Origin of the sequence: Microbacterium sp. NPDC089188 (genome assembly GCF_040685155.1) — a bacterium.
GTDB lineage: Bacteria > Actinomycetota > Actinomycetes > Actinomycetales > Microbacteriaceae > Microbacterium > Microbacterium galbum.
In genome coordinates, this window is the sequence record NZ_JBFBHH010000001.1 from 127,349 (window position 1) to 152,869 (window position 25,521).

Below are 25,521 nucleotides of genomic sequence, written 5' to 3' on the forward strand. Positions count from 1 at the left end.
GCCGGGTCAGAGGTGCGGGATCACCTCGCGCTCGAACAGCGAGATGCCGGAGGTGTCGTACGCGGCCTCGGGGAAGTAGTGGATCGCGTAGCCGAGGCCGTGGTCGGCGCGCTCGCGCAGGCGCTCGACGATCTGCTCCGGAGTGCCGAAACCGTCGGAGGAGCGGTAGTCGGCCTCGATGGCATCCGCCCGCTCGTCCCCCACGTGCGGGCGCAGACGCGCCACGACCGCGGCCAGGCGCTCGTCGGCCTCGGCCTGGGTCTCGGCGACGATCGTGTTGAAGTTCGTCGAGCGCGTGATCTCGCCCGCATCGCGACCGAGGGTCTCGCAGTGTCCGCGCAGCACCTCGGACTTGTGGTCGAACTCCTCGAGAGAGCCGCCGAAGTTCGTGTACGAGGCGTACTTCGCCGCGATCTTGAGGGTGACCTGCTCGCCGCCGCCGGCGATCCACAGCGGGATGCCGCCGGGCTGCAGCGGCTTCGGCTGCACGATCGCGCCGTCGACCTCGTAGTACTTCCCCGACAGGGTGGCTTCCCCGGTCGTCCACGCCTGATGCATGATCTCGACGCCCTCGCGGAGGCGCCCGAGACGCTCGGCGATCGGCGGGAAGCCGTAGCCGTACGCCTTCCACTCGTGCTCGTACCAGCCACCGCCGATACCCATCTCGGCGCGGCCTCCCGAGATCGCGTCGACGGTCGCCGCGACCTTCGCGAGGTAGGCCGGGTTGCGGTAGCCCATGCACGTGCACATCTGGCCGAGGCGCACGCGGTCGGTCGCCGCGGCGAAGGCGGCCATGAGCGTCCACGCCTCGTGCGTGGCCTCGGCGCTGGGGACGGGCGTGGTGTGGAAGTGGTCGTAGACCCACAGCGAGGCCCACGGGCCGTCGTCGGCGCTCTGGGCGAGGGCGTTCATGACGCGCCAGTGGTCGGAGGGATCGATGCCGACGAGGTCGAAACGCCAGCCCTGGGGGACGAAGATGCCGAATTCCATGCGCTCACCCTAGGCGCGGGCGGCGACGTCGGGGGCGGCCGAGCCGGAACCCGGCGTGGCGGGCCGCGATGCGCGGGACCGTCGGGGGGTGCGACGAGCGGAGGGCTTCGACGAGGCCGCGGCGCGTCAGCCCGAGGGTCCGGCGCGTCAGCCCGCGAACGGCTCCAGGCGCGTGTGCATGACGGACACGGCATCCGCGTTGTCGTCGATGAGCACGGCGTCACGACCGAGCGGAGCCGCGACCGCCCCGAGCGTGCCGCTGCCGGCGAACATGTCGAGCACGCGGTCACCGGGGCGGCTCGACGCCTGCACCATGCGCCGCAGCACGCCCTCGGGCTTCTGCGTGGGGTACCCCGTCTTCTCGCGTCCGGTCGTCGGCACGATCGTGTGCCACCAGACGTCGGTGGGCATCTTGCCGCGGGCGGCCTTCTCGGCGGTCACGAGGCCCGGGGCCATGTACGGCTCGCGGTCCACGGCATCCGAATCGAAGAAGTAGGTCGCGGGGTTCTTCACGTACACGAGGATCGTCTCGTGCTTCGTGGGCCAGCGGCGCTTGGTCTTCGCGCCGTAGTCGTACGCCCAGATGAGCTCGTTGAGGAACTTGTCGCGCCCGAACAGCGCGTCGCACATCACCTTCGCGTAGTGCACCTCGCGGTAGTCGAGGTGCAGGTACAGCGTGCCGTCGTCGGCGAGCAGGCGCCACGCCTCGATGAGCCGCGGCTCGAGGAAGCCCCAGTAGTCGTCGAAGCGGTCGTCGTAGGTGCGCAGGTCACCGCGCAGGCGCGCGTACTCACGCCCGTGGAAGCCGCGCTGCACCACCGGCGGCGGGGGCGGTTCGTCTTCGGGGAACGTCAGCATGTTCGGATCGTCGACGGATGCCGCGGGCTCCGGCTCGGCGGCATCCTGAGGCTCTTCGACCGGCGCCGTCCAGGTCGCCGACTCGACCGCCTTCGAGCGGGTACGCCCCGTGTTGAAAGGAGGGTCGAGGTAGACGAGGGCGAACGAGCCGTCGGTGTAGGCCGGAGTGACGGTCAGGTTGTCGGCGTGGTGGATCTCGACGCGGCCGGGTTCGGGGGCGTCAGGCAGGGCGTCGATGCTCACGGGACGCGCTGCAGCCACGCGTCGGTGGCGAACTTCGTCTCGACCAGGGCCTCGGCCTCGGCGTACTCCTCGTCGGTGATGCGTCCCTCGGTCGCGCCGTAGAGCGTCGTGAAGGTCTGGATGAAGCGGTCGATGACCTGGTCCCGCGGCAGGCCGGTCTGACTGCGCAGGGGGTCGACGCGCTTGGCCGCCGACACGGTGCCCTTGTCGCTGAGCTTCTCGCGGCCGATGCGCAGCACCTCGGTGAGCACCTGGCCGTCCATGTCGTAGCTGAGCGTCGCGTGGTGCAGCACGCCGCCGTTGGCGAGGCGCTTCTGCGCGGCGCCGCCGATCTTGCCGTGGGGACCGGCGATGTCGTTCAGCGGCTGGTACACCGCGTCGATGCCGAGCGACCGCAGCGCCTGCAGCACCCAGTCGTCGAGGAAGGCGTACGAGTCGGCGAAGGTCATGCCGGCCACGAGGGATGCCGGGACGTACAGCGAGTACGTCACGATCGAGTTCGCGGCCATGAGCATCGCACCGCCGCCCGAGATGCGGCGCACGACGTCGAAGCCGTGCTTCTCGGCGCCCTCGGGGTCGACCTCGTTGCGCAGCGACTGGAACGAGCCGATCACGACGGCGTTCTCGTTCCACTCCCACAGGCGCAGCGTGGGCTTGCGGAGCCCCGCGCCCACGCGGGCGGTCAGCACCTCGTCGAGCGCGAGGTTCATGCGCGGCGACACCGGAGCGTCGTGCACGACCTCCCACTCGAAGTCGGCCCAGCCGGGAGCCGTCACGAGCGCGCGGCGGATGGCCGTGGCGACCGACTCGGGCGTGAAGCCGAGCAGCTGCGCACCCTCGGGCAGGGCGGCGCGGATGGCCGCCGCGATCGTGGGCACGTCGGACTCGACGGGCAGGCCGTTCACGGCCGCGTCGATGTCGTCGAGGGCGTCGTCGGGCTCGAGGAAGAAGTCGCCCGCGAGGTGGAAGCCGTGGATGCGGCCCTCGCGCTCCTCGAGGTCGACGACGACCAGCTTTCCCCCCGGGACCTTGTACTCGCCGTGCATGCGTCCAGCCTACGACCGCACCGGCTCACCCCGATCGTGCACGTGCTCGGCGCCGGGCCGGACGACGGGGACGGATGCCGTGTCGTCGGACGACGACCGCCGGGCCGACCGCCCGCCGGGCCACCAGTTCGCGCGACCGAGGAGGGTCATGAGAGCCGGAAGCAGCAGCCCGCGTACGAGTGTGACGTCGAGGATCACGGCCACCACCATCCCGATGCCGATCTCCTTCATCGCCACGAGCCCGCCGAAGGCGAAGCCGAGGAACACGATGCAGATCGCCGCAGCAGCGAGGGTCACGACCGGCCCGGTGCGGCCGATGCCGTGGCGGACGGCCTCGGCGTTGGCGACGCGGGGGTCGGCGGCGCGATCCCGCGAGCGCCAGCGTTCGGTGATGCGCGCGAGCAGGAACACCTCGTAGTCCATGGTCAGACCGAACGCCAGCAGACCGATGAGCAGAGGGGTCGTGACATCGAGCGTGCCGGTGGGCGCGAAGCCGAGTACCGGTGCGCCCCAGCCCCAGCCGAAGACAGCGGTCAAGACCCCGAGGGTCGAGGCCACGGTGAGCGCGGCGAGCACGAGCGCCTTCACCGGGATCACCACCGACCGGGTGAGCGCGAACAGCAGCCCGAAGCTCGCCGCGGCGACGACGAGGGCGGCCCACGGCAGCCGATCGAGGAGGTGGTCGCGGGAGTCGATCAACGCCGCGGCGGGGCCGGTCACGGCGAGCGGCACCGCGGCATCGATCGCCCGCACGGCCTCGACGAGGCGCTGCGCGGCGGGTCCTGTCGCGGTGTCGCCGACGGGGGTGAATGCGACCGCCGTCACCTCCGCGGGCAGGCCCTGCACCAGGTCGGCGTCGGCGACCTCGGGCAAGGCGGCGATCTGGTCGAGGACACCCGTGACCTCGGCCTGCTGCACCGCCCCCTCGAGCACCACCGTGACGGGCTCGACGCCGATCCCGGTGAACCCGGTCGTGCTGGCCTCGTACGCGCGGCGCTCTTCGGCGGAGGCGGGGAGGGAGCGGATGTCGGAGTCGTCGAGGGAGAGGGATGCCACGGGCGCGGCGAGCGCGAGGAGGATCGCTGTCGCGGCCAGGGCGACGACCGTCGGGCGGCGTTGCGCCAGCGCGGTCGATCGTGCGAGCAGGCTCGCGCGCGGTGCGCGCGGTCGACGGGCCCACGGGCGTGCCCAGGTGCGCTGCCCCGCCGCGGGGAGCGCCCGGAGCGCGAGTGAAAGGCAGGCGGGGACGAGGGTGAGTCCCGCGAGGGTCGCGAACCCGACGACCACCGCGCCACCGAGGGCCATGCCGGAGAGCAGGGGGTCACCGAGCACGAGGATGCCGATGAGGGCGATGCCCACCGCGAGCCCCGAGACGAGCACGGCCCGTCCCGCGCCGGCGAGGGTGCGGCCGACGAGATCGTCGACCGCGGCATCCGGGTTTCCCGCGCGCTCATCGCGCAGACGGAGAACGATGAGGAGGCTGTAGTCCACCGCGAGCCCGAGCCCGAGGATCGTGACGACGTTGACCGCGAACTCGTTCACATCGGTGACGCGGGCGACACCGCCGAGGACCGCGAGGGTCGGCGCGATCGCGGCGAGAGCGGCGACCACGGGGACGAGGGCGATGCGGATCGAGCCGAGCGCGACCGTGAGCAGGACGATGAGGAGGATGACCGCGATGCCCTCGCCGAGGGCGGCGTCGGTGGTGGCGCGGTCGACGAACGCCTGCTCCGCCAGCAGCGGACCTCCCACGAGCACCTCGGGTACGGCGATCGCATGCAGGAGAGCAGAGACCTCGGATGCCGTGGCGACCGCCGCCTCCCCGGTGAGAGCGCGATCGAGCTCGACCACGATCAGCGACGAGCGGCCGTCGTCGCCGATGGCGCCGCCCGCTGTGTAGGCGTCGGTCACGTCGACGACGCCGGGGACGGCGCGGATCGCTCCCACGACCGCGGTCGCGCTGTCGCGCACCGTCGGGGAGAAGAAGTCCTCTCCGCGCAGGACGGCGGTGACGAGTTCACCCTCGGGGTCGAGGGCGTCGAGACGCTCGCTCGCGCGGAGCGATTCGCTTCCCGCGGGGGCGTCGGCGACCGAGACGGTGCGGTCGAACACATCGCCGGCCAGCGTCGCGCCCATGACGACCAGAAGGGCCCACGCGGCGACGACGAGGAGGCGATGGCGGCTGACGCGGCGGCCGAGGCGGGAGAGCATCACTCTGCTTTCGGGAGAAGGGGGAGCGCCCTCGGTGGCGGACACGGAGTCCGCCACCGAGGGTGCCGGGGGGATCAGCCGCAGCTCTTGGCCGCGAAGGCGGCCGTCGCCGAGCCGATGCGACCGTCGCCGGTCGCGCTGACGGTCGTCTCTCCGGCGGGGACCGCGGCCAGACGCGTCGTGAAGGTGTGGAACACCGTCGCCCCGGGCTGCACGCCCGTCACGACCTTCTCGCCCCACGCCGTCTTCAGCGTCACGTCGACAGGCACCGTGTCGGTGTTCGTCGCGCGAGCGGTGACCGACGCCTTCTTGGCGACGCACTTGACCTCGGCCGACGCCGTCACCGCGAGGGGCGCCGGCTCGTCGATGTCCTTCACCCGGACGTTGCGGTAGGACATCGCTTCGCCCCCGCCGTGGTTCTGCAGGCCGACGAAGCCCTGCGACAGATCGCGAGCGGGATCCGTGCTGGTGAAGTCGTTCACGAGCGTGCCGTTGAGGAAGATCTGGATGTTCTTCCCCTTCACGACGATCTCGTACGCGTTCCACTGACCGACCGGCTTGAGCGAGGCCTCGACGGCCGCGGCATCCGCACCCTGGAAGGTGTAGATCGCGCCGGTGGTGCGGTCGGCGGCGTCGGTCGCGTCGATCTGGATCTCGTAGCCCTGGTTGACCGCGACCCACGGGTCGTTCTTCGGGTCGGGGAACCCGACGAAGACGCCGCCGTTGTGGTCGGCGATGAGCTTCCAGTCGAGCTTCAGGCTGTACTCCGTCAGCTTCTCGGCTGTGTACCAGAGCAGGCCCAGACCGCCCTGACCGCGGATGCTGCAGTCGTCCTGGCGCCCGAATCCGCCCGGGCCGGCCATGCGCCACCCGGCTTCGAGGCTGGCGAGGGTGCCGTCGAAGAGCGAGCGGTAGCCGTCCTCCACCTGTGCCGGAGCGCAGCGGTCGATGGTACCGATCGAGAGCACGTCGACGTTGATGTTGCCCTTGTTGCCTGTGTCGAACCTCAGCGCGATGGTGTTCGCGCCGGCCACGAGGGGCATGTCGCGCGTGGCAGTCGCCCACGTCTTCCAGTCACCCGTCGAGGGGAAGTCCCATTTGCCGAGGTTCTGGCCGTTGACGTAGAGGTTCACGTCCTTCGTCCCCGGCGCCGGGTTCGGGCCGTTGGAGTAGCGGACGTTGACGGGAACGGTGCCCGCGGTCTCGGCGGAGACCGTGAACTCGAACGCGGAACCCGCCTGCCACATACCGCCCGCGAAACCCGCCCCCGAGTAGCCGCTGTGCTCGTTGTCGAACTTGGCGCCGCCGATCAGACGCGCCTCCTCGGCTTCGTACCAGCCCTCATCGGCGGGAGAGACGTAGCCCGGCAGCGAGTTCACCGTGTACCAGGCCTCGGTGCTCCAGAGTTTCTGGCCGTCCTCGGCGGCGAAAGGCTGCGGCGAGCGCACGTGCACGACGCGTCCCTCCTTGAGCCCGTCGAACGAAAGCGTCACCGTCTTCCGGTCTTCGGATGCCCTGGCACCGGTGAGCGAGAGGATCTCCTCATCGATCTTGGGGCCGCCGTAGGTCGAAGTGGGCAGGTAGCGCCACTGCTCGGCCGTGTACGCGGAGGCGAGGTTCGCGACCGTCTCGTCGGAGAGGGGCTGGGTGTACTCGATCTCGAACCCGCCCTCGACGACCTTCATGGACGTCATGTCGAAGGTGCTGCGCTGTGCCTTCGGGACGAGCTTCTGCAGCCCGTAGGTGAGCTTGCCCGCCTCGCCCCAGTTGCCGCCCTCACCGGTTCCGCCGATGTACAGCGACTTGTCCGGGCCCTCGATGACGCGGTTGACGCCCACCTCGAAGCCCGCGGAGTGGCGGAACACCGCGCCTTGGAACTCTCCGTCGACCTTCTCGAGGAAGGCGCGCTGCAGACCGCCGTAGGTCACATCGCCGAACATCATCTGACCCGCGAAGGGCCCGTCCTTCAGCATGATGGGCGTGCTGGGCGAGTTGCCGATCTCGTTCTGCGGGATCCACACCACGGGAGGGGTCACGGGGTTCTGATCGAAGGGGCCCGCGGGGTTCGTGTAGTGGTTGAAGAAGCGGTCCTGCTTGATGTTGACGAGCTTGTTCGCGGGGAGCCAGGCGCCCTGATTGTCCATTGCGAAGAGCTCGCCCTCGGGACCGAAGGCCACGCCGTTCGGGGTGCGCAGACCGCCCGCGACATAGCTGATGGCGCCGGTGGCCCTATCGATCTTCACCGAGGTGCCGCGGTTCCTCGCCGGCTGCGGATCGGTCGTGGCGCCGCCGTTGTCGATCGCGACGGAGAGGTTGACGTAGAAGTTCTGCTCGTCGTGGATCAGGCCGAAGGCGAACTCGTGAAAGTTGTTGCCCGAGGGGTATTCGGCGACCTTCCGCTTCGTCTCGTAGGAGCCGTCGCCGTCGCCGTCGCTGAGTTCGGAGAGCTGGTAGCGCTCGGACACGTAGATCTTGTCGTCGATCACGTCGATGCCCATGGGGTTGAGCAGGCCGTCGGCCGCCTCGACGACCGTGACGTCCTCGGGACCGTCGGCTTGCTGCGCGCCCTTGAGCACGTAGACCTTGCCGGGGGTCGAGGTGTCCCAGCCCCCGGAGTTGACGGATCCGGTGGTCAGCACCGCGAGGTCGCCGTCACCGAGGAACGCCAGACCGGAGACCTTCGGGGTGAATCCCTCGGGCCGCAGGTCGACGAGCGTGTAATCGGGATTGACCGCGTCGAGGCGCAGGCCGTCGCCCGCGGAATCGCTGCTGCCTTCGCAATACTTGGTGCCGGGGGCCGTCACGCGCACGACGCCGGCTTCGGTGCTGAGCACGCTCTCGGGGACGACGGTGAAGGCCGTGTCTCCGGGCGTCTTCCACTCGAGCGTGAGCTGCTGACCGTTGGTCGCCTCGAACATCTCCACGAAGAGGTCGTGCACGCCCACGTCGAGTGTCGCGGTCGCCTCCACCGACTCGGCGCCGTGCAAGCCGTCGTTGTCGATGAGCAGGGTTCCGTCGAGCGTGAGGCGCGAGCCGTCGTCGCTCGTGAGGCGGAAGGTGTAGTCACCCGGCCGATCGACCGTGAGATTGGCCAACGCGTGGGTGATGAAGTTGTCCGCAGCGCCGAACTGCTCGTCGGTGAGCCAGTCGATCGACGACATCTTCTTGTCGACGTTGGGGGTCTGGCCCGACTTGAGCGTGCAGAGCTCGCCCAACGGTGGGGTGATGTAGGTGCGCAGGGTGACACCCGGTTCTTGCAGGGGGAGGTCCGCCGGCGTGTTGACGGCGGGGGCGAGGGCGGCACTGGCGGGCAGGATCGCTCCTGTTGCCACGAGTGCTCCGCCCAGGAGACCGGCCGCGAGGGTCCTCGCGACGCGGGTGCTGCGCCGGCGGGGGCCGGTCGATACAGCGGGTACGGGCATCATTGCTCCTTCGGATCGTCGTCGGAGGGCGACGACGACCGCTCAGATCGCACGGGTCGTCCTCGACGGTGGTCATCGTAGGAGCCTTATGCCGGCACGTCTACAAAACTTGACAGATTTGTGTTCTAAAATGCTGACAGGTTTCCCGACAGCGCAACCCGGGGCGTATTGATCAGGACGCATCGGAGGATAACCTCGCGATAATCCGCGCCTTTACAGTCCTCCTGAGATTGTTCTCTCGCTCGACACCTTTTGCTTGACGCTGACAGAAGAGCGCACTACTGTCGCATCGACCCCGCCGAACCGAGTCGTGACAGCGTCGCCACGAGACTCTCCTGGGCTTCCCGCGACGTGCCCGATCGCGCACCTCACCCGCCGGCGACCGCCGACGATCCACCGCTGCGCGGTGTCAGAACGGAGTACTCATGACCTCTCTCTCGCGTGGCGGGCTCTCGGCCCGCATCGGCGTCGCCGCGCTCGGCATCGGCATCCTCGCCGTCGCCGGGGGCGGCACCGCTTTCGCCGCCGGAGAAGACACCGTCGACGTCCAGGTCGACATCGCCCCCGACGCGGAGCCCGGGGTGCTCGCCCTCACCGTCGCGAACGGCAGCACCTCGCTCACGGAGGGCCCGTCGTCGGGAACGCACCGTACCTTCGCCGGCACCCTCCCCACCGTGACGGTCACCGATACCCGCGAGCCCGAAGACGTCGACCCCGACTCCTACTGGTACGTCATGGGAGCCATCACCGACTTCACCGGCGACGCGGACCAGCCCGACATCGTCGCGGCCGACGCGTTCGGGTGGTTCCCCAAGATCCTCTCCGGCAACCCCGACGGCGGCACGCAGCTCGTCGCCGAAGGCGACCCCGTCGCCCCCGGTACGGGCGGCTTCGTCGACGCCGAGCTGCTCTCGATCGCCGACCGCTCACAGGCCGCCGCAGGCGGCTCGTACTCCGCCAGTGCAGACCTGCTGTTGAAGACACCGTCGACCGTCGCCCCGGGCGCGTACGCGGCCACCATCACCCTGACGCTGCTCGAGGAGTGAGGCCATCCATGAGCGCCGCGGCCGTGCGAGGGGTGTCCGCCTTGTTGGGGGGACTCCTCGTCGCTGCCGCGGCGGTCGTGTCGAGCAGCCCCGCGGCCGCCGCCACGACCGATGCCGCCACGACCGCGCCCGATGCCCCCGTCACCTGGTCGGTGACGCCGTCGGCGGCCGACGGACCCGACGGACGACGGGTGGTCGAGGTCGAACTCGATCCTGGGCAACGCGTCACCCAACACCTCGCGGTGAAGAATTTCAGCGAGCGCGAAGCCACCTTCGCCCTCACCGCCGCCGACGGGTACTACACCGACACCGGCCGTTTCACGATACTGCCCGCCGATCGCGCGTCCGCGGACGCGGGCACGTGGATCGCCGTCCAGCCCACCGTCACCCTCGCCCCGAACGAGACCCGCATCGTTGCGTTCGACATCGTCGTGCCGGAGAACGCCACCCCCGGCGATCACGCGGCCGGGGTGGCGGCATCCGTCCGCTCCTCCTCGCCCGGCGCCGACGGAACCCGCGTGGGCGTCGACAGCCGGGTCGGCTTCCGGGTCTCCACCCGCGTCACGGGCGATCTCGCACCCGCGCTCACGGTCGACGGCCTGCGCGCGGACTACACCCCCTCGTGGAACCTCTTCGCTCCCGGGACGATGACCTACGACTACACGGTGCGCAACAGCGGGAACACCGCACTCGCCCTCACCGACACGGTCGACGCCATCGCCTCCGACCGCGGCACGCTGCTCCCCGGCGAATCCCGCGCGGTGCGCAGCGAAGCGCGACCGGCGTGGCCGCTCGGCCTGCTGTTCGTCGAGGTCGCGGTGAGCGCGGGCGTACCCGATTCGTCTCTCGTCGTCGCGCCCGCGACCCAGACTCTCGTGGTGTGGGCCGTGCCGTGGTTGCACCTGCTCGCGATCCTGGGTCTGGTCTTGATCGGGCTCGCCGCATCGACCGGCCGCCGGCGGTCGCGGCGCCGGGTCGACGACCTCATCGCCCGCGCCCGGGAAGAGGGCCGCCGCGAGACGGTCGAGGCGTCATGAGCGCGCTCGCGCCGCCGTCGACCTGGTCCGCGGAGCTCTCAGGCGGCGAAGGCGAGATGCTCCTCACCGTCGAGATCACGCACGCCCCCGACGCGGCGTGCGTCACGGGGTGCGCGATCCCGGCCGGCCCGGTCGACGATCTCGCCCTCACGGGCGGCGACGTCGCCTCGATCGGGCTGGCGATCGTTCTCGTGCTCGTGGGAGTCAGCGCGACCGCGAGGTCGTGGGTGCGCCCCTCGGCGGCACCGCGCTCCTGACCGGTCGCGGGGCCTCGGCGACCAGGGCGCGGCGGTGTCGGCGCTCGATCGCCTGCCCCGCGTACGAGGCTCCGATGATGAGCGCGGCCCCCACGCACCCGGGCAGGCCCACGGCCTCTCCGCCGAGGATGACGCCGACGGCCAGCGCCCACACGGGCTCGGTGCCCATGAGGATGCTGGCTCGCGTCGCCGACGTGCGCCGCACGGCCCACAACTGCACGACGAAAGCGAACACCGAGCACACGAGACCCAGGAACAGGACGTCGACCCATCCGGATGCCGAGAGCCCGCCGATCGCACGCGGGAGGTCGGCCCCGGCGATCGCCGACGACAGCGCGGCGCACACGGCGAGCTGCACGCAGACCACTGCCGCGGTGCTGTCGCCTCGACCGCGGGTGAGCCGGGCGCTGGCGGTGACGTGCACGGCCCGGACGACGGCGGCGCAGATGACGAGCAGGTCGCCCCAGGAGGGTGAGCGCAGCCCCCCACCCGAGACGAGAAGGGCGACCCCCGCCACGGCGGCGACCGCGGCGACGAAGTACGACCGGGGCAGCCACGAGCGCGCGGCGACACTTTCGAGCACGGGAGTGAAGACGAGGGCGAGACTGATCAGCAGTCCCGCGTTGGTGGCCGAGGTGAGGTGCACACCCCAGGTCTCGAAGCCGATCACCGCGGCCTGGGTGCAGCCGAGAAGAGAGGCGACCGCGAGGCCTCGGCCGCGCGGCATCCGCTCGCGCCGCACGAGGCAGACGACCGCCAACGCGAGTGCGGCGACCAGGAAGCGGAGGGCGACGGCGGAGGCGACCCCCGCCTGATCGGTCAGGTCCTTCGCCGCGAGGAAGCTCGCCCCCCATGCGGCCGCGACGGCGAGAAGGAGGAGATCGACGAGGAGTTCGGGAGCACGGCGGGCCACCCGCCCAGCTTCGTGAAAGCGAAGTTGAAGAACAACGGGATCTTTTTTCATCGTCGAATAAGTTGAGGCTTATGGATGTCGTCCACCTCCGTGTTCTCCGTGAACTGCGCGACCGCGGCAGCGTCGTCGCGGTCGCCGCCGCACTGCACGTGTCGGCGTCGGCGGTGTCGCAACAGCTCGCCACCCTTCAGTCGCACGTCCCGGTTCCCCTCACCGTGCGGCGCGGACGGGTGCTCGTACTGACGCCCGCGGGCGAGGCCCTGGCCGCGGCCGGCGCTCGGGTCGATGAGGCGCTCACCGATGCGCGCGAGGCCGTGGGGGCGTTCCTCGACAGCGAGCGGCGCCCCGTGCGCATCTCTGCGTTCCATAGCGCAGGTCTGGCGCTGTTCGGTCCGCTCCTGCGGGAGGTCGGCAGCACACCTCCCCTGCGGCTCGCCGACGCAGACGTCGCGCACCGCGACTTCCCGGGCCTCACCGCCGACCACGACATCGTGATCGCCCATCGCCTACCGCATGACGCGCCCTGGCCGACCGACCGGGTCGTGGCGACCCCGCTGCTCACGGAGCCACTCGACATCGCCCTCCCCGCGGGACACCCCCTGGCGAGCCGGGAGCAGCTGCGGGCGGCCGACGTGGCCGGTGAGACCTGGGTATCGGTGCAGGAGGGCTTCCCCCTCGCCGGCATCCTCGAGCACCTCGCGGCCCACGCGGGCCGCCCCGTGCAGGTCGCCCACCGCATCAACGAGTTCTCGGTCACAGCCGAGGTGGTCAGATCCGGCGCGGCCATCGCGATCCTGCCTCGCACGACGTCGGCCTCTCTCGCCGTCGACGGCCTCGCGCTGCGACCACTGTCCGACCTCGAGCTCGTGCGGCACATCGACGCCCTCGCCCGCCCCGATGCGCTGGCCTACGCCGCGGTGCGCACGGTCCTGGGTGCGCTTCGACGGGTGTCAGCCGGAGCGGGCACCGCTCGCCCTCACTCCCCTGCCGAGGGAGGCGTCGCGGGAACGCGCTGACCCGTGGCGGCGGGGACCGGAGCCTCGGTCCCACCGGCGTGATCCGTCGCGGACGACGGCGGAGCCGAGCTCGCGGCGGGCACGTCGGGCTCTGCGAACAGGGCCTCTCGCAGGATGCGACGAGGATCGTAACGACGCGGGTCGAGGCGCTGCCAGTCGACGTCGCTCACCTCGGGCCCGAGCTCATCCCGCACGTGTTCCTGCGCGGAACGTGCGAGACGGCGCGCCTGCGTGAGGAAGGCGCGCAGAGACTCGGCCGCCGCGGGAAGCCGCTCGGGGCCGATGATCACCACGGCTATCACGCCGATGAGCAGGAGCTTCTCGATCGTGAGACCGAAGGTCATGGGAAGTGGTCCCCTCGGCGGGCGCGCATGGATGCTCAGCTGCGAGCGGGCGGCTCGAGCAGCGTCTCCCGGGGGAGGCGCTCGTCGCGCACCGCGGCCGCCGGCGGCTCAGAAGGCGCGGCACCCTCGTCCTTCATCGCCTTGATCTCTCCGCGGAAGACACGAGCGGACTGTCCCACACTCTTGGCGAGAGCGGGCAGTCTGGCCGCGCCGAACAGCAGAACCACCACCGCGAGCACGATCAGAAGATGCCATCCGGTCAGTCCGTGCAACATGGGGCCTCCTCGGCCGTGCCGGCGTCGTCGTCGGCGAGTGGGATCGTTCGGCGATGCTAGCCCTCATCGGCGGCGCATCACAAGACCCAGGACCGTCCTCCTTTTGTTGGTCGTTACGTACGCAACTTTTGATTGACCTATGGACAAACATCGGTCAAGATGACGACCAGAGCAATCGCCCACCCCCTGGGGCGCTCATCCCCCCGAGGCTCGCCCAACCACCGCCGCACCGAGCGGTGCTCGGCGTCCCATCCGAACTCGACGAAGAGCGGAGGAGCAGATCGCGCGTGGCCGACCGCCACCGCTGAAGAGCCCGGGCCGCCACAGACGTCGTTGCAGCGACGCGTGGCGACCCGGTGAAAACAACTCGAACGCATTCACAGGAGCTGTTTCACGATGAACTCTACTTCTCGGCATCCGGCTGTCCGGTCCCGGTTGACGGCGGCCCTCGCGGCCACCGCACTGGGACTGGGCGTCTTCGCCGCTGTGCCCGCCCCCGCCTTCGCGCATGAGGGGGAAGACCACGGAACCACCGACCCGGGCGGCGATCACGGCGATCCCACCGATCCCGGAACGCCCGACCCCGGCGACACGGGCGAGGGCGAAGGCGCCCTCGACTGGAGCAATTACGAGCGCGTGCTGCTGACGAAGGACGTCGGCGAGCCGATCGACCTCGCCGTCCTCCCCGACAAGCGCGTGCTCCACACCGCGCGAAACGGCGACGTGCGCCTGACGGACCCCGCCACGGGCGTCACGCGGGTCACCAACACGCTCGACGTCTACGCGAACTCGGAAGACGGCCTGCAGACGGTGGCCCTCGACCCGGACTTCGCCGAGAACAACTGGGTCTACCTCGTGTACTCGCCCCGCGACGCGGACGGCGACGGCGTGGCCGACACCCCGGCGGGAAACTCCCCCAACACGCTGCCCGCGGGCGCCGACGAGTCGTACTGGGACCAGTGGGTCGGTGTGAACCGTCTCGCCCGCTTCCAGTGGGACGGCGACCAGCTCGATCTGTCCACCGAGCAGACCATCCTCGACATCGAAGTCCAGCGCGGACAGTGCTGCCACGTCGGCGCCGACATCGGCTTCGACGGCGAGGGCAACCTCTACCTGAGCACTGGCGACAACACCCCGGCATCCACCCCGGGAGCCAACGGTTTCGCGCCCAACAACGACGCCCCCGGCTACAACCCCGGCTTCGACTCGCGGCGCGGTGCCGGCAACACCAACGACCTTCGCGGCAAGATCCTGCGCATCCACGTCGAGGACGACGGCTCGTACACGATCCCCGAGGGCAACCTCTTCGCCCCCGGGACCGAGCTGACCCGCCCGGAGATCTTCGTCATGGGCGTGCGCAACCCGTTCCGCATCGAGGTCGACGTCGAGACCAACTCGCTGTCGTGGGGCGACTACGGCCCCGACGCGACGAAGGCCGTCGCCGAAACCGCGGGGCGCGGACCCATGGGTCTGGTGGAGTGGAACGCCATCAGCCTCGACGAGCCGCAGAACGCCGGCTGGCCCTACGTGCACGCCGACAACCAGGCGTACAACGACTGGGACTTCGCCACGGCGACGCCGGGCGCGTTCTTCGACCCGACCGACCTCAAGAACGAGTCGCGCTGGAACACCGGCCTCACCGACCTGCCCCCCGCGCAGCCCGCGACCCTCTGGTACGGCGACAACCCCGGCGACCAGCCGTGGGACGAACTGGTGGACTTCGGCGCCGGCAACGGCCAGGGCCCCATGGGCGGACCCGTCTACCACTACGACGAGAACAACCCCTCGCCCACGAAGCTCCCCCCGCACTGGGATCGCAAGGCGTTCATGGGTGAGTTCTCGCAGGACTACATCGCCGCGTTCACACTGGACTGGGACACATTCGAGGTCAGCGGGATCGAGGACTTCCTGCCCAACGCCGCCCTGAGCACCCTCGGTCAGCCGCCGCACGACAACCCCATGGACATGGAGATCGGGCCCGACGGCTCGATGTACGTGCTCGACTACGGCGACGGCTTCTTCCGCGCCAACCCCGATGCCGGTCTGTATCGCATCGACTACGTCGCCGGGAACAAGTCGCCCCAGGCGCGTTTCACCGCGACGCCCACCTCGTCGTCGCAAGCCCCCCTGACCGTCGAGTTCGACGCGTCGCCCTCGACCGACCCCGACGGAGACACCCTCACCTACGAGTGGGACTTCGACGGTGACGGCACCTACGACGCGACCGGCGCGACCGCCTCGTACACGTACACCGAACTGGGCACGTACAGTGCCCGCCTGCGCGTGTCCGACCCGGGTGGACGCTTCGGGCTGACCTCGCGCACCATCTCGGTGGGCAACCAGGCGCCCGAGGTGACCGTGGCCTTCCCCGGCGACGGCGCGTTCTTCGACTGGGGTCAAGCGATCCCGTTCCAGGTCACGACGACGGATGCCGAAGACGGCGACGCCACGGAATGCTCGCGCGTGAGCTGGACCTATGGTCTCGGTCACGACGAGCACGCCCACCCTGAGGTCTCGGGCACGGGCTGCACGGGTGTCTTCCGCACCGACCCGAACTCGCCCGAGCACGGCCCCGGTGCCCTGCTCTACGGCGCGGTCGTGGTCACCTACACGGATGCGGGCGCCAACGGTCTGCCCGCGGCCACGGGCGAGGCGACCGTTCGCCTGAATCCGAAGCAGCAGCAGGCCGAGCACGCGATCCGTCGTGAGGGCGTCACCACGTACGCCGACGCCGACGCCTCGGGTGGCAACGCCGTGAGCGGACTCGGAGCAGGCGACTACCTCGCCTACGACCCGGTGAACTTCGCCGGAATCGACGGTGCCGTGGTCCGCGCCACCGGCGCGGGTGAGGTCCAGCTGCGCTGGGGCGCCGCCGACGCCGAGCCCTTCGCGACCGCCACCATCCCCGCGGGCGCCGGCTGGCAGGACGTCGAAATCGCCTTCGAGGCCCCCGAGGGCACCGGAGCGCTCTACGTCACCTCGGCCGACGAGTTGGCCGTCGATGCGCTGACGATGGTCGGCGACGGCGTCGGAGACGTCACACCGCCGACGGTCGCGTACACGCTGGACCCCGCCACCCCGACAGGTGCGGGCGGCGTGTTCAACGAGCCCGTGCGCTTCTCGGTGCAGGCCGCCGACAACGGCACGCTCGCGAGCGTCCAGTACTCGCGCGACAACGGCGCGACCTGGGAGAACCTGGCGGCGAACCAGCAGTACGGGGTGACGTTCGATCAGGACGGCGCCTACGACATCCGCTACCGGGCCACCGACACCGGCGGCAACGTGTCGGAGCTCGGTTCGGTGTCGTTCACGATCGACCTCGATGCTCCCGACGAGCCGACAGTCGACACCCGCACGCTCGTCTCGCTCGGCTCCCCGCGCGTCACCTACGGCGCCCCGGGCGACGTGACGGTGTCGGTGCGCGGAGAGGGCGGCGCCCCCACGGGCGAGGTCGCGCTCACGGTCGGCGACACCGAGCTCGGTCGCGCGACTCTGGACGCCGAGGGCAACGCCGTCGTCGCCCTCCCGGCGGACCTGCCGGTCGGCACGCACACCCTGCGGGCCACCTACGGGGCCGACGAAACCTTCAAGGGATCGGCCGGCATCGGTCGTCTCACGGTGTCGCAGGCGAAGTCGGCGACCTCGGTCGCCGTCTCGCCGACGCCGGTAAAGCCCGCCGTGGCGGCCACCGCCACGGTCCAGGTGGCCTCGTCGACGGGCATCGTCCCGACCGGCGACGCCACGGTGACCATCCGTCGCAACAACACGGTCGTCGCCACCCTCACCGGCACGCTCGGCGCCGATGGCACCGCCCAGGTGACCCTGCCCAAGCTCAGCGCGGAGGGCGCCTACCAGGTGCAGGCGTCGTACACCGGTTCGACCGGGATCGCGAAGAGCAGCGGCAGCGCGAACCTGACCGTCAAGAAGTAACACCCGGGTGGGGGTCGCGCACCGCGGCCCCCACCACCCTCACGGTCGTCCCCGGCCCGGGGCGGACCCACCTCGAAGGAGAGTCATGAGTCACCACCACGACCACGCGCACCCCACGGTGCCGGATCGGCCCATGAGCCGGCGCACCCTGCTCAAGGCCCTGGCGGCGTCGTCCGTCGCCGTCGGCATCGGCGCCGCCGCCATGCCCGCGGCAGCCTCGGCATCCACCGCCTTCGGCGCCCGCGCCGCGGCGGCCGCTCCCCCGGTCAGCGCCGGGAAGCGTCTCGTCCCCGTCAACCGCATCGGCATCCAGCTCTACACCGTCCGCGACAAGGTCAGCTCGCTGGGCTTCCGCGCGGTATTCGAGGAGCTCGCCCGCATCGGCTACTCGGAGATCGAGTTCGCGGGCTACACCCAGGGCAACCTCGGCGCCATCACGCCGCAGGAGATCCGACAGCTGCTCGACGACAACGGCCTGCGGGCGACCGGCGCGCACGTCAACCTCACCCCGGCCAACATCGACCAGCAGCTCGAGATCGCGCACGTGCTGGGCATGCCGCACCTCGGCCAGGGCGGACCGATCGCCGGCGGGTACGGCGGACCTCTCGCAAAAGATCCCTGGATGCAGGCCATCGGCACGTGGAACCAGATGGGCGAGAAGGGCCGGGCGGCCGGCATCAAGCTCTATCTGCACAACCACGCTCAGGAGTGGGGCTTCACCACCGACACGAACGAGCGCGTCTACGACCTCTACTGGGCGAACCTCGACCCCGAGACGGTGTTCTTCGAGATGGACGTCTACTGGGCGCACGTCGGAAAGCACCTGTACCCCGGGTTCGAGCCGATCGACTACATCAAACGTGACCCCCGGCGGTTCCCGATCCTCCATCTGAAGGACGGCAAGCTCAACCCGAACAGCGCCAACGGCTACGACATCGTCGAGTTCGGCGCCGGGAACATCGACTACACGGCGTTCCTGTCGCAGTTGCGCGACCGCGGCCAGCGCTTCGGCATGTTCGAGCAGGACAACGCCTCCACGGTGCCGGTCAATCCCGGCGACTCCCTGGCGAACGCCGACCGCAGCTACGACAACATCGCAGCCCTGCGCGGCTGAGCGACGAGGAAGAACAGATGAACAGAATCACGAAACTCACCACCGTCGGGCTCCTCGTCATCGGGGGCAGCGTCGTGGCCGTCCCCGCTTACGCCGCCGATCTGACGTGCGCGGAGGATCTCGGCAGCCAGACCATCTCGGGGAACCTCGTCGTTCCCGGGGGCGCTGACTGCGTGCTCGGCGGCGCGACCGTCGAGGGCGACGTCATCGTCGAAGCCGGCGGGTGGTTGGATGCGACCTCGGTCACCGTGACCGGCGACGTCGTCGCCACCGACGCGTACGGCGTCTCGCTCGACGGCACGACCGTCGCAGGAGACGTCAGCGCCTACTCCGTCGACACGACCGTGGGCTTCCTCTACGTCAACGACCTGCGGGTCGGCGGCTCGGTCGAAGCCGGCGGGATCGACGTCGAGGTCGTCGACAGCTCGATCACCGGTTCGCTGAGCACCCGGCAGGCGAATTACGTCGACATCGTGCGCACCTCCGTCGGCGCCGATGTGAGCGTCGACGGCTCGGCCTGGGGCGTCTCGGTCACGGGCGCGATCGTGAAGGGCGACGTCACCGTTGCGGGCAGCGGCCGCGATGTGCTCATCGGCGCGACCGCCGACGGCGGCGTGGACGCGTTCGCCAACACCATCGGAGGCGGCCTGTCGCTCACCGGCAACAACGCGAACCTCCGTGTCGCCGCCACCACCGTGTACGGGGCACTCGCTCTCGACGGCAACAGCCCGGCTGCGGCGTTCGGCGAAGGCGTACGGGCGGGCACGACGTCCGGCGACTACACCGGGACCGCCCCGGCCGAGCCGCCGGCGGGCGACCAGTCGATCGCCGTCACCGTGCCGGAGCAGGGCTCGGGTGAGCTGACGTGGTCGATCGAGGGCACCTCCGCCCTCGTCGACCTGGGCGTGGCGAGCGAGGCGCTCGACCACTACGCCGCGAACGGCGCCATCGTGCCGATCCGTATCCAGGACACCCGCGCCGGCAACCCGGGATGGTCGCTGACCGCACAGGTGTCGAACTTCACCGCCGGCGGCCAGGAGGTGTCGAGCAAGTACCTCGGCTGGACGCCCGAGATCGTGGAGACGCAGGGAGGTGCCGTCGCGGGCGCCCCCGTGGCATCCGGTTTCGACGAAGGTCGCGGCCTGTCCGTCGCGCGCACCCTCGCACAGGCGAACGACGGCCACGAGCGCGGTTCCTCGCTCGTGGGCGCCGACCTGGATCTCAAGCTCCCGCTCGAGACCCCCCGCGGCACCTATACCGCGACCGTGACGCTGACCGCCCTCAGCTGATCCCCACCCGTCGGGGTCGCGGCCGTCTGACCGCCGCGACCCCGACGGTCCCTCCCTTCTCACAGGAAGCCCCGCCCATGTCCCAGGCGATGTCCCCCCGTCCGTTCCGTCTCCTCCTGTCGCTCATCACGGGCCTCGCGCTCGCGCTGGGCACGCCCGTCGCCGCGTCGGCCGCGGCCGCGCCCGACACCACCGTGACGTGGAGCGTGAAACCCGCCGACACCGCGCAAGGGCGCGACCGGCCCAACTACGCCTACGACCTGGCCCCCGGGGGCACGGTCGGGGATGCGCTGTACGTCGCCGACCGCAGCGCGGAGCCGATCACGCTCCAGGTATACGCCGCCGACGGCTTCCTCACCGAGGACGGCGCGCTCGACATCCTCGCGGGAGGCTCCGCGTCGACCGACCTGGGCAGTTGGGTCTCGATCGAGACCACGGAGCTGACACTCGACAGCGGCGCGGACGCCGAGGTGCCGTTCACCGTCGCTGTGCCCTCGGACACCCCACCCGGCGACTACGCCGCGGGGATCGTGGCATCCATGTCGGTTACCTCCGACACCGGGACCGTCACCGAGCGCCGTCTCGGCTCGCGCATGCACCTGCGTGTGCTCGGCGATCTCGCCCCCGCGCTCACCGTCGACGGCGTCTCGGTCGACTATCACGGCGCCGCCAACCCGCTCGAGGCGGGTTCCGCGACCGTTCGCTACACGTTGACCAACGCCGGAAACGCGCGCCTCGACCCCGAGGTAGACGTCGCCCTGAGCGGCCCGCTCGGCTGGGCCCGCGTCACCGCCGCCGACGACGCACCCGAACTCCTTCCCGGCAGCTCGCTCGAACGCACGGTCGAGGTCGCGGGCGTCGCTCCTCTGGGTCTGCTGGCGGCCGAGGTGACCGCCACCTCGCAGGTCGTCACGCGGACGCTCGCCGGTACGGAGCCGTCGACCTTCGATCCCCTCGTGTCGCAGGCGACCGCCGCGACCGCCGCGATGCCGTGGACGGCGATGGCGATCCTCGCCGTCCTCGCCCTGATCGTGGTCTGGCGCATCGTCGCCGCCCGCCGCCGCAAGGCGGCCCACGCCCGAGAGATCGCATCCGCCGTGGCCGCGGCGACGGCCCAGGCGGGCGGGACCAGCGCGCTCGTCGCGGCCGGCGCAGTGGAGTCTCCCTCCGCGCCCGGGCTCGACGACCCGTCGACGCGGTCCGCGCGCCGCGCCCCGTGAGACCGCCCGCGGCGCGGGGAGGGACACCCTGCGCCGCGGGTGATGATCACGAACGCCCGCCATCGAGATGGCGGGCGTTCTGCGCGATGGCGGAGGGCGGTCTGCGCGAGTCGACGCTCGCACGCGCAGCCCACCGATCCGACGCGTGCTCCGGAGGGGAAAGGATGCGCTACGGATACGACCCCAAGAGAGCGGCAGGGGTGTTCGCCGGCCCGTCACCGAAGGCCGGGCCAGCCGCTCGGACGGACCCCGCGAGCCCTCTCAGCGCGACAGCGGGAGGATCTTCTCCCCGGTCCCCGAGCACTCGGGGCGGCGGAGCGCGTATGGCTTCAGACGCGCAGGAATGCCGCGTTCAGCGACTCGGGCGCGAGCGCGTGCTCGACGGCGAGCATGCTCGCGCCGAGCACGGCGGCCTTCTCCGCCGCCATGGACTGCACGATCGACAGATACTCGGTCGCCAGCGGCGTCGACCGCGTGTAGACGACCTCGCGTACTCCGGCGATGAGATGCTCGCCGACGCGCGCCATCGACCCGCCGATCGCGATGACCGAGGGGTTCATGAGGCTCACGCAGGTGGTGAGCACCTCGCCGATGTCGCGTCCGGCCTGACGCACGGCCTGGATCGCGTCGATGTTGCCGCGCTTGACGAGGTCGACGACGTCGGAACCGGTGTGGGCGTCGATGCCCTGCGCCCGGAGGGCGCGGGCGATTGCCGGACCGGATGCCAGAGCCTCGAGGCACCCGCGGTTGCCGCACTGGCAGGGGATGTCCGCGCCCCGGGCGACTTGGACGTGACCGATGTCGCCGGCGATGCCCTGAGCGCCCCGCTGGAGGCGACCGTCGGAGATGATGCCGGTGCCGATACCGGTGGCCACCTTGACGAACATGAAGTGGTCGACGCTGGGCCACGCGACGCTGCGCTCGCCCAGGGCCATGATGTTCACGTCGTTGTCGACGAGGACGGGCACGGGCATGTGCTCGTAGATCCAGCCGGGGATGTCGAAGCGGTCCCAGCCCGGCATGATCGGGGGGTTCACTGGTTGGCCGGTGGAGTGCTCGACGGGACCGGGGACGCCGATTCCCATCGCCGCTACGTCGGAGACCGAGCGGCCCGATTCCGTCAGCAGTGCGGAGGCGGTCTCGACCAGCCAGGTCAGCACGGGCTCGGGGCCCTGCGCGATGTCGATGTCGCCGGTCCGCTCGGAAAGGACCTTGCCGGTGAGGTCGGCGATGGCGACCGTTCCGTGCGAGGCGCCGAGGTCGACGGCCACGACGACCTTGGCCGCCGGATTGATCGCGAACTGCGAGGGCGGGCGACCGCCCGTCGACACGGCATCCGCCACGGGGGTGATGAGACCCATGCGCATCAGCTCGTCCACGCGCATCGCGACCGTGGATCGAGCCAGGCCGGTCGACTTCGCCAGCTCCGCGCGGGTGCGCGGAACGCCGTCTCGCAGCAGCTGGAACAACTGGCTCACGCCGTTGACCGACTGCATCGAATCTGTCGTCATCCTCTTCACGCCCTCAGTACACCACTAGTTGTCTTCTGTTCCATCCACGTGGCGACGGCGGCTACGCGGATCACGCAGCCGCCGTCGGCAGGGGAAGTCGTCAGCCCCGCCCGGGTGGGCGGGAGAAGCGCTGCTGGAGAAGCACCGCGACCACGATGATGACACCTTTCGCCACGGCTTGAACCGAAGACGACAGATTGTTCTGAATGAACACGTTCGTCAGCGTCGCAAAGATGAGCACTCCGAAGACGGTGCCGGCGATCGTGCCGCGGCCGCCGACGAGCAGGGTCCCCCCGACCACGACGGCCGCGATGACATCGAGTTCGAGGAGCTGGCCGTTCGTGGAGCTTCCAGCCGTGGTGCGACCCAGGAACATCACGCCGGCGATACCGGAGGCCAGACCGGCGAGAACGTAGAGCCACATGACATGGCGCTTGACGTTGATGCCCGCCAGCCGCGCCGCCTCGCGGTTGCCGCCGATCGCGACCGTGCGACGACCGAACGTGGTGCGGTTCAGCAGCACCCATCCGAGCACGGCGACGATCAGGAAGATCCAGATGAGCATGTTCACGCCCAGGATGTCGGCGTTCATGAAGGTGATGAAGCTGCGGTCCTCGACCACGAGCGTGCGACGCTCGGCGAGGATCTCCGCGAGACCGCGCGCACCCACGAGCATCGCGAGGGTCGCCATGAACGCCACGACGTTGCCGTACGCGATCACGATGCCGTTGACGAGGCCCGCGGCCGCACCGACGGCGAGGGCGAAGACGACGAACACGATCCAATGCATCGAATCGGCGAGGTCCTGCACGACGGCGAGGGTGCCGACGACGGAGGCGAGGCCCACGACCGATCCGACCGAGAGGTCGATTCCACCGGCGATGATGACGAGCGTCATGGCGATGGCCACGACCCCCGTGATCGATGCCTGTCGGAGGATCACGAAGATGTTGTCGACCGTGAGGAATGTCCCCGGAGCGGTGATGGCGCCGACGATGAGCATCACCACGAGGGCGACGACGAGGCCGACGTTGCGCCCGGCGGAGCCGGAGAAGAAGGCCTTCACGGGCGACGCCGCGGTGGAGGTGACCGGGGCCGTGCCGGCCTCGGCGGGAACCGTGCGCGCACGGGTCGGGGTGGTCGGCTCGCTCACGCGGCGGATCCTTTCATGACGAGGTCGAGCACACCGTGCTCGTCGATCTGGTGGGAGGGGAGCGTACGGAGGATCTGGCCGTCGGACACGACGAGCACGACATCCGCCAGGCCCAGCACTTCTTCGATCTCACTGGAGACCACGACGACCGCGTTCCCGGCGGCGGCCAGGTCGCGGATGAGGGTGTAGATCTCCGCGCGGGCGCCGACGTCAACGCCGCGGGTGGGTTCGTCGAGCAGCAGCACCTCGGTGCCGTGGATGAGCCATCGGGCGAGGAGGATCTTCTGCTGATTGCCGCCGGAGAGCGTCCGGGCCGCACGGTCGGGGTCGGCGGGCCGCAGTTCGAGAGCCTCGATCTGCTCCTGCGCCACCCGGCGCGCAGAGCGATCGTCGAGGAAGCCGCCTCTGGCGAAGCGTGACATCGACGCCATCGTCGCGTTGACGAAGATCGGCTCGTCCAGCACGAGACCCTGGCTCTTGCGCTCCTCCGGCGAGAGTCCGACGCCGGCGCGGACGGCGGCGAACACCGACCCGCGGGGAAGCGCCACACCTCTGACGCTGACGCTGCCGCCCGACGAGCGACGAGCGCCGTAGACGGTCTCGAGGATCTCCGACCGGCCGGAGCCGACGAGCCCGGCGAGGCCGACCACCTCTCCTGCACGCACGGAGAACGACACATCCGAGAAGACACCGGTGAGGGAGAGGTCCGTCACCTCGAGGACGACCGGGGCGTCGGGCGCGACCGGGACGCGCTCGGGGAAGACGTTGGTGATCTCGCGTCCGGTCATGAGCCGGATCAGCTCCGGCGTGGGGGTCTCGGCGGCCGGCAGACCCACCGCGGTGGTACGACCGTCCTTGAGCACCGTGATGCGGTCGCCAATCTGCCGGATCTCCTCGAGGCGGTGCGTGATGTAGACGACCGCGATGCCTTCGGCGGTGAGTTCCCGGACGACGGCGAACAGGTTCTTGACCTCCTCGCTGTCGAGCACGGCGCTGGGCTCGTCCATGATGATGAGCTTGATGTCGTGCGAGAGCGCGCGCGCCATGCTGACGATCTGCTTGTTGGCGGCGCTGAGCGTGCCGACCTCGGCGTGCGGGGAGAGGCCCGCGTGACCGAGGCGGCGGAGCAGCTCCGTGGTCTGTCGCGCCGCCGCGGACCTCTTCGTGAAGCCGCCACGGGCGAGCTCGTGCCCGAGGAAGATGTTCTCCGCGATGGTCAGCCCGTCCACGACATCGAGCTCCTGGTACATCGTGGCGATGCCGAGGTCGATGGCGGCCTGGGGACCGGCGATCTCCACGGTCTCCCCCTGCCAGCTGATCTCACCCCCGTCGGGGCGGTGGACCCCGGCGAGCGTCTTGATCAGGGTGGATTTGCCCGCCCCGTTCTGGCCGAGCACGCAGTGGACCTCGCCGGCCCGCACCTCGAGGTCGACGCCGCGAAGGGCCTGCACGCCGGCGAAGGACTTGGTCACTCCGCGGACGTCGAGTAATGACGAAGCATGGTCAACTTTGATCACGTGGCGAACATAACACGCCGCCCGCTTGGCGCGCGACACTCGATAATGCGGAGATCGCGCAAAACCCCCGCCCCGACACGTGCCCTGCTGGACCGGCTATCGGGCGCTTCGGAGAGGCGTCGCTCACTT

General features: G+C 70.4%; 19 protein-coding genes. 8 read left to right on the plus strand and 11 right to left on the minus strand.

The features are described 5' to 3' along the window. Nucleotides 1–6 precede the first annotated feature (6 nt). The 5 genes from AB0N80_RS00540 to AB0N80_RS00560 all read right to left on the minus strand — a co-directional run bounded on the left by AB0N80_RS00540 (nucleotide 7) and on the right by AB0N80_RS00560 (nucleotide 8,770). Entirely contained in the window at nucleotides 7–990 is a 984-nt protein-coding gene (locus tag AB0N80_RS00540; protein ID WP_363576912.1) for an LLM class F420-dependent oxidoreductase, read from the minus strand. 147 nt (nucleotides 991–1,137) lie between these two features. Beyond that, nucleotides 1,138–2,091 carry a site-specific DNA-methyltransferase gene (locus AB0N80_RS00545; RefSeq protein ID WP_315994464.1) on the minus strand — a complete coding sequence of 318 codons (954 nt, stop codon included), beginning with the start codon at nucleotides 2,089–2,091 and terminating at the stop codon, nucleotides 1,138–1,140. After that, nucleotides 2,088–3,137 carry a biotin/lipoate A/B protein ligase family protein gene (locus tag AB0N80_RS00550; protein ID WP_315994463.1) on the minus strand — a complete coding sequence of 350 codons (1,050 nt, stop codon included), beginning with the start codon at nucleotides 3,135–3,137 and terminating at the stop codon, nucleotides 2,088–2,090. Before AB0N80_RS00550 ends, AB0N80_RS00545 begins: the two co-directional genes overlap by 4 nt. A gap of 9 nt (nucleotides 3,138–3,146) precedes the next feature. Next, the gene (locus tag AB0N80_RS00555) at nucleotides 3,147–5,348 is read right to left on the minus strand and encodes an MMPL family transporter (RefSeq protein ID WP_363576914.1); all 2,202 of its coding nucleotides are present in this window, start codon (nucleotides 5,346–5,348) and stop codon (nucleotides 3,147–3,149) included. A gap of 74 nt (nucleotides 5,349–5,422) precedes the next feature. Continuing rightward, nucleotides 5,423–8,770 (minus strand): family 16 glycoside hydrolase, encoded by a 3,348-nt coding sequence (locus AB0N80_RS00560; RefSeq protein ID WP_363576916.1) that lies wholly within the window; start codon nucleotides 8,768–8,770, stop codon nucleotides 5,423–5,425. 425 nt (nucleotides 8,771–9,195) lie between these two features. Between AB0N80_RS00560 and AB0N80_RS00565 the strand changes: the two genes are divergently transcribed. The 3 genes from AB0N80_RS00565 to AB0N80_RS00575 are packed head-to-tail and all read left to right on the plus strand — an operon-like array spanning nucleotide 9,196 to nucleotide 11,110. Beyond that, entirely contained in the window at nucleotides 9,196–9,816 is a 621-nt protein-coding gene (locus AB0N80_RS00565) for a hypothetical protein (RefSeq protein WP_315994460.1), read from the plus strand. A gap of 8 nt (nucleotides 9,817–9,824) precedes the next feature. Next, the gene (locus tag AB0N80_RS00570) at nucleotides 9,825–10,853 is read left to right on the plus strand and encodes a DUF916 domain-containing protein (protein WP_363576918.1); all 1,029 of its coding nucleotides are present in this window, start codon (nucleotides 9,825–9,827) and stop codon (nucleotides 10,851–10,853) included. Beyond that, nucleotides 10,850–11,110, plus strand: coding sequence for a hypothetical protein (locus AB0N80_RS00575; RefSeq protein ID WP_363576920.1), 261 nt, complete (start codon nucleotides 10,850–10,852; stop codon nucleotides 11,108–11,110). Before AB0N80_RS00570 ends, AB0N80_RS00575 begins: the two co-directional genes overlap by 4 nt. On the opposite strand, the gene AB0N80_RS00580 is transcribed toward AB0N80_RS00575, so the two are convergent. Beyond that, nucleotides 11,058–12,023 (minus strand): DMT family transporter, encoded by a 966-nt coding sequence (locus AB0N80_RS00580; RefSeq protein ID WP_363389138.1) that lies wholly within the window; start codon nucleotides 12,021–12,023, stop codon nucleotides 11,058–11,060. The genes AB0N80_RS00575 and AB0N80_RS00580 overlap by 53 nt on opposite strands. 71 nt (nucleotides 12,024–12,094) lie before the next feature. Here AB0N80_RS00580 and AB0N80_RS00585 point away from each other — a divergent pair, with 71 nt between their 5' ends. Further along, the gene (locus AB0N80_RS00585) at nucleotides 12,095–13,039 is read left to right on the plus strand and encodes a LysR family transcriptional regulator (RefSeq protein WP_363576922.1); all 945 of its coding nucleotides are present in this window, start codon (nucleotides 12,095–12,097) and stop codon (nucleotides 13,037–13,039) included. On the opposite strand, the gene AB0N80_RS00590 is transcribed toward AB0N80_RS00585, so the two are convergent. Next, nucleotides 13,000–13,383: a twin-arginine translocase TatA/TatE family subunit gene (locus AB0N80_RS00590; protein ID WP_363576924.1), complete on the minus strand. Its 384-nt coding sequence runs from the start codon at nucleotides 13,381–13,383 to the stop codon at nucleotides 13,000–13,002. The genes AB0N80_RS00585 and AB0N80_RS00590 overlap by 40 nt on opposite strands. Before the next feature lie 35 nt (nucleotides 13,384–13,418). Next, the gene (locus AB0N80_RS00595) at nucleotides 13,419–13,658 is read right to left on the minus strand and encodes a twin-arginine translocase TatA/TatE family subunit (RefSeq protein ID WP_315994454.1); all 240 of its coding nucleotides are present in this window, start codon (nucleotides 13,656–13,658) and stop codon (nucleotides 13,419–13,421) included. Nucleotides 13,659–14,054: 396 nt separating this feature from the next. Here AB0N80_RS00595 and AB0N80_RS00600 point away from each other — a divergent pair, with 396 nt between their 5' ends. From AB0N80_RS00600 to AB0N80_RS00615, 4 genes are all read left to right on the plus strand, one after another. Beyond that, a complete protein-coding gene (locus AB0N80_RS00600) occupies nucleotides 14,055–17,588 on the plus strand; it encodes a PQQ-dependent sugar dehydrogenase (protein ID WP_363576926.1) in 3,534 nt (1,177 codons plus the stop codon). Nucleotides 17,589–17,673: 85 nt separating this feature from the next. After that, the gene (locus tag AB0N80_RS00605; protein WP_315994452.1) at nucleotides 17,674–18,702 is read left to right on the plus strand and encodes a TIM barrel protein; all 1,029 of its coding nucleotides are present in this window, start codon (nucleotides 17,674–17,676) and stop codon (nucleotides 18,700–18,702) included. 17 nt (nucleotides 18,703–18,719) lie between these two features. After that, nucleotides 18,720–19,991 carry a hypothetical protein gene (locus tag AB0N80_RS00610; protein WP_363576928.1) on the plus strand — a complete coding sequence of 424 codons (1,272 nt, stop codon included), beginning with the start codon at nucleotides 18,720–18,722 and terminating at the stop codon, nucleotides 19,989–19,991. A gap of 77 nt (nucleotides 19,992–20,068) precedes the next feature. Then, nucleotides 20,069–21,211, plus strand: coding sequence for an NEW3 domain-containing protein (locus AB0N80_RS00615; protein ID WP_363576930.1), 1,143 nt, complete (start codon nucleotides 20,069–20,071; stop codon nucleotides 21,209–21,211). A gap of 329 nt (nucleotides 21,212–21,540) precedes the next feature. Here AB0N80_RS00615 and AB0N80_RS00620 read toward each other — a convergent pair whose 3' ends face one another. The 3 genes from AB0N80_RS00620 to AB0N80_RS00630 form a co-directional block, all read right to left on the minus strand. Next, nucleotides 21,541–22,722 (minus strand): ROK family transcriptional regulator, encoded by a 1,182-nt coding sequence (locus AB0N80_RS00620; RefSeq protein WP_315994449.1) that lies wholly within the window; start codon nucleotides 22,720–22,722, stop codon nucleotides 21,541–21,543. Between the two features lie 100 nt (nucleotides 22,723–22,822). Continuing rightward, a complete protein-coding gene (locus AB0N80_RS00625; RefSeq protein ID WP_363576932.1) occupies nucleotides 22,823–23,875 on the minus strand; it encodes an ABC transporter permease in 1,053 nt (350 codons plus the stop codon). After that, complete coding sequence (locus AB0N80_RS00630) at nucleotides 23,872–25,347, minus strand: sugar ABC transporter ATP-binding protein (protein WP_315994606.1); 1,476 nt, start codon at nucleotides 25,345–25,347, stop codon at nucleotides 23,872–23,874. The genes AB0N80_RS00625 and AB0N80_RS00630 overlap by 4 nt, the downstream gene beginning before the upstream one ends. Between the last annotated feature and the right edge of the window lie 174 nt (nucleotides 25,348–25,521).

Bases quoted from the DNA above. Each gene is read 5' to 3' on its own strand.
- AB0N80_RS00620 (WP_315994449.1), bottom strand. From the start codon at position 22,722: ATGACGACAGATTCGATGCAGTCGGTCAACGGCGTGAGCCAGTTGTTC.
- AB0N80_RS00565 (WP_315994460.1), top strand. From the start codon at position 9,196: ATGACCTCTCTCTCGCGTGGCGGGCTCTCGGCCCGCATCGGCGTCGCC.
- AB0N80_RS00570 (WP_363576918.1), top strand. From the start codon at position 9,825: ATGAGCGCCGCGGCCGTGCGAGGGGTGTCCGCCTTGTTGGGGGGACTC.
- AB0N80_RS00585 (WP_363576922.1), top strand. From the start codon at position 12,095: ATGGATGTCGTCCACCTCCGTGTTCTCCGTGAACTGCGCGACCGCGGC.
- AB0N80_RS00550 (WP_315994463.1), bottom strand. From the start codon at position 3,137: ATGCACGGCGAGTACAAGGTCCCGGGGGGAAAGCTGGTCGTCGTCGAC.
- AB0N80_RS00540 (WP_363576912.1), bottom strand. From the start codon at position 990: ATGGAATTCGGCATCTTCGTCCCCCAGGGCTGGCGTTTCGACCTCGTC.
- AB0N80_RS00610 (WP_363576928.1), top strand. From the start codon at position 18,720: ATGAACAGAATCACGAAACTCACCACCGTCGGGCTCCTCGTCATCGGG.
- AB0N80_RS00605 (WP_315994452.1), top strand. From the start codon at position 17,674: ATGAGTCACCACCACGACCACGCGCACCCCACGGTGCCGGATCGGCCC.
- AB0N80_RS00575 (WP_363576920.1), top strand. From the start codon at position 10,850: ATGAGCGCGCTCGCGCCGCCGTCGACCTGGTCCGCGGAGCTCTCAGGC.
- AB0N80_RS00590 (WP_363576924.1), bottom strand. From the start codon at position 13,383: ATGACCTTCGGTCTCACGATCGAGAAGCTCCTGCTCATCGGCGTGATA.
- AB0N80_RS00555 (WP_363576914.1), bottom strand. From the start codon at position 5,348: ATGCTCTCCCGCCTCGGCCGCCGCGTCAGCCGCCATCGCCTCCTCGTC.
- AB0N80_RS00615 (WP_363576930.1), top strand. From the start codon at position 20,069: ATGTCCCAGGCGATGTCCCCCCGTCCGTTCCGTCTCCTCCTGTCGCTC.
- AB0N80_RS00600 (WP_363576926.1), top strand. From the start codon at position 14,055: ATGAACTCTACTTCTCGGCATCCGGCTGTCCGGTCCCGGTTGACGGCG.
- AB0N80_RS00560 (WP_363576916.1), bottom strand. From the start codon at position 8,770: ATGCCCGTACCCGCTGTATCGACCGGCCCCCGCCGGCGCAGCACCCGC.
- AB0N80_RS00595 (WP_315994454.1), bottom strand. From the start codon at position 13,658: ATGTTGCACGGACTGACCGGATGGCATCTTCTGATCGTGCTCGCGGTG.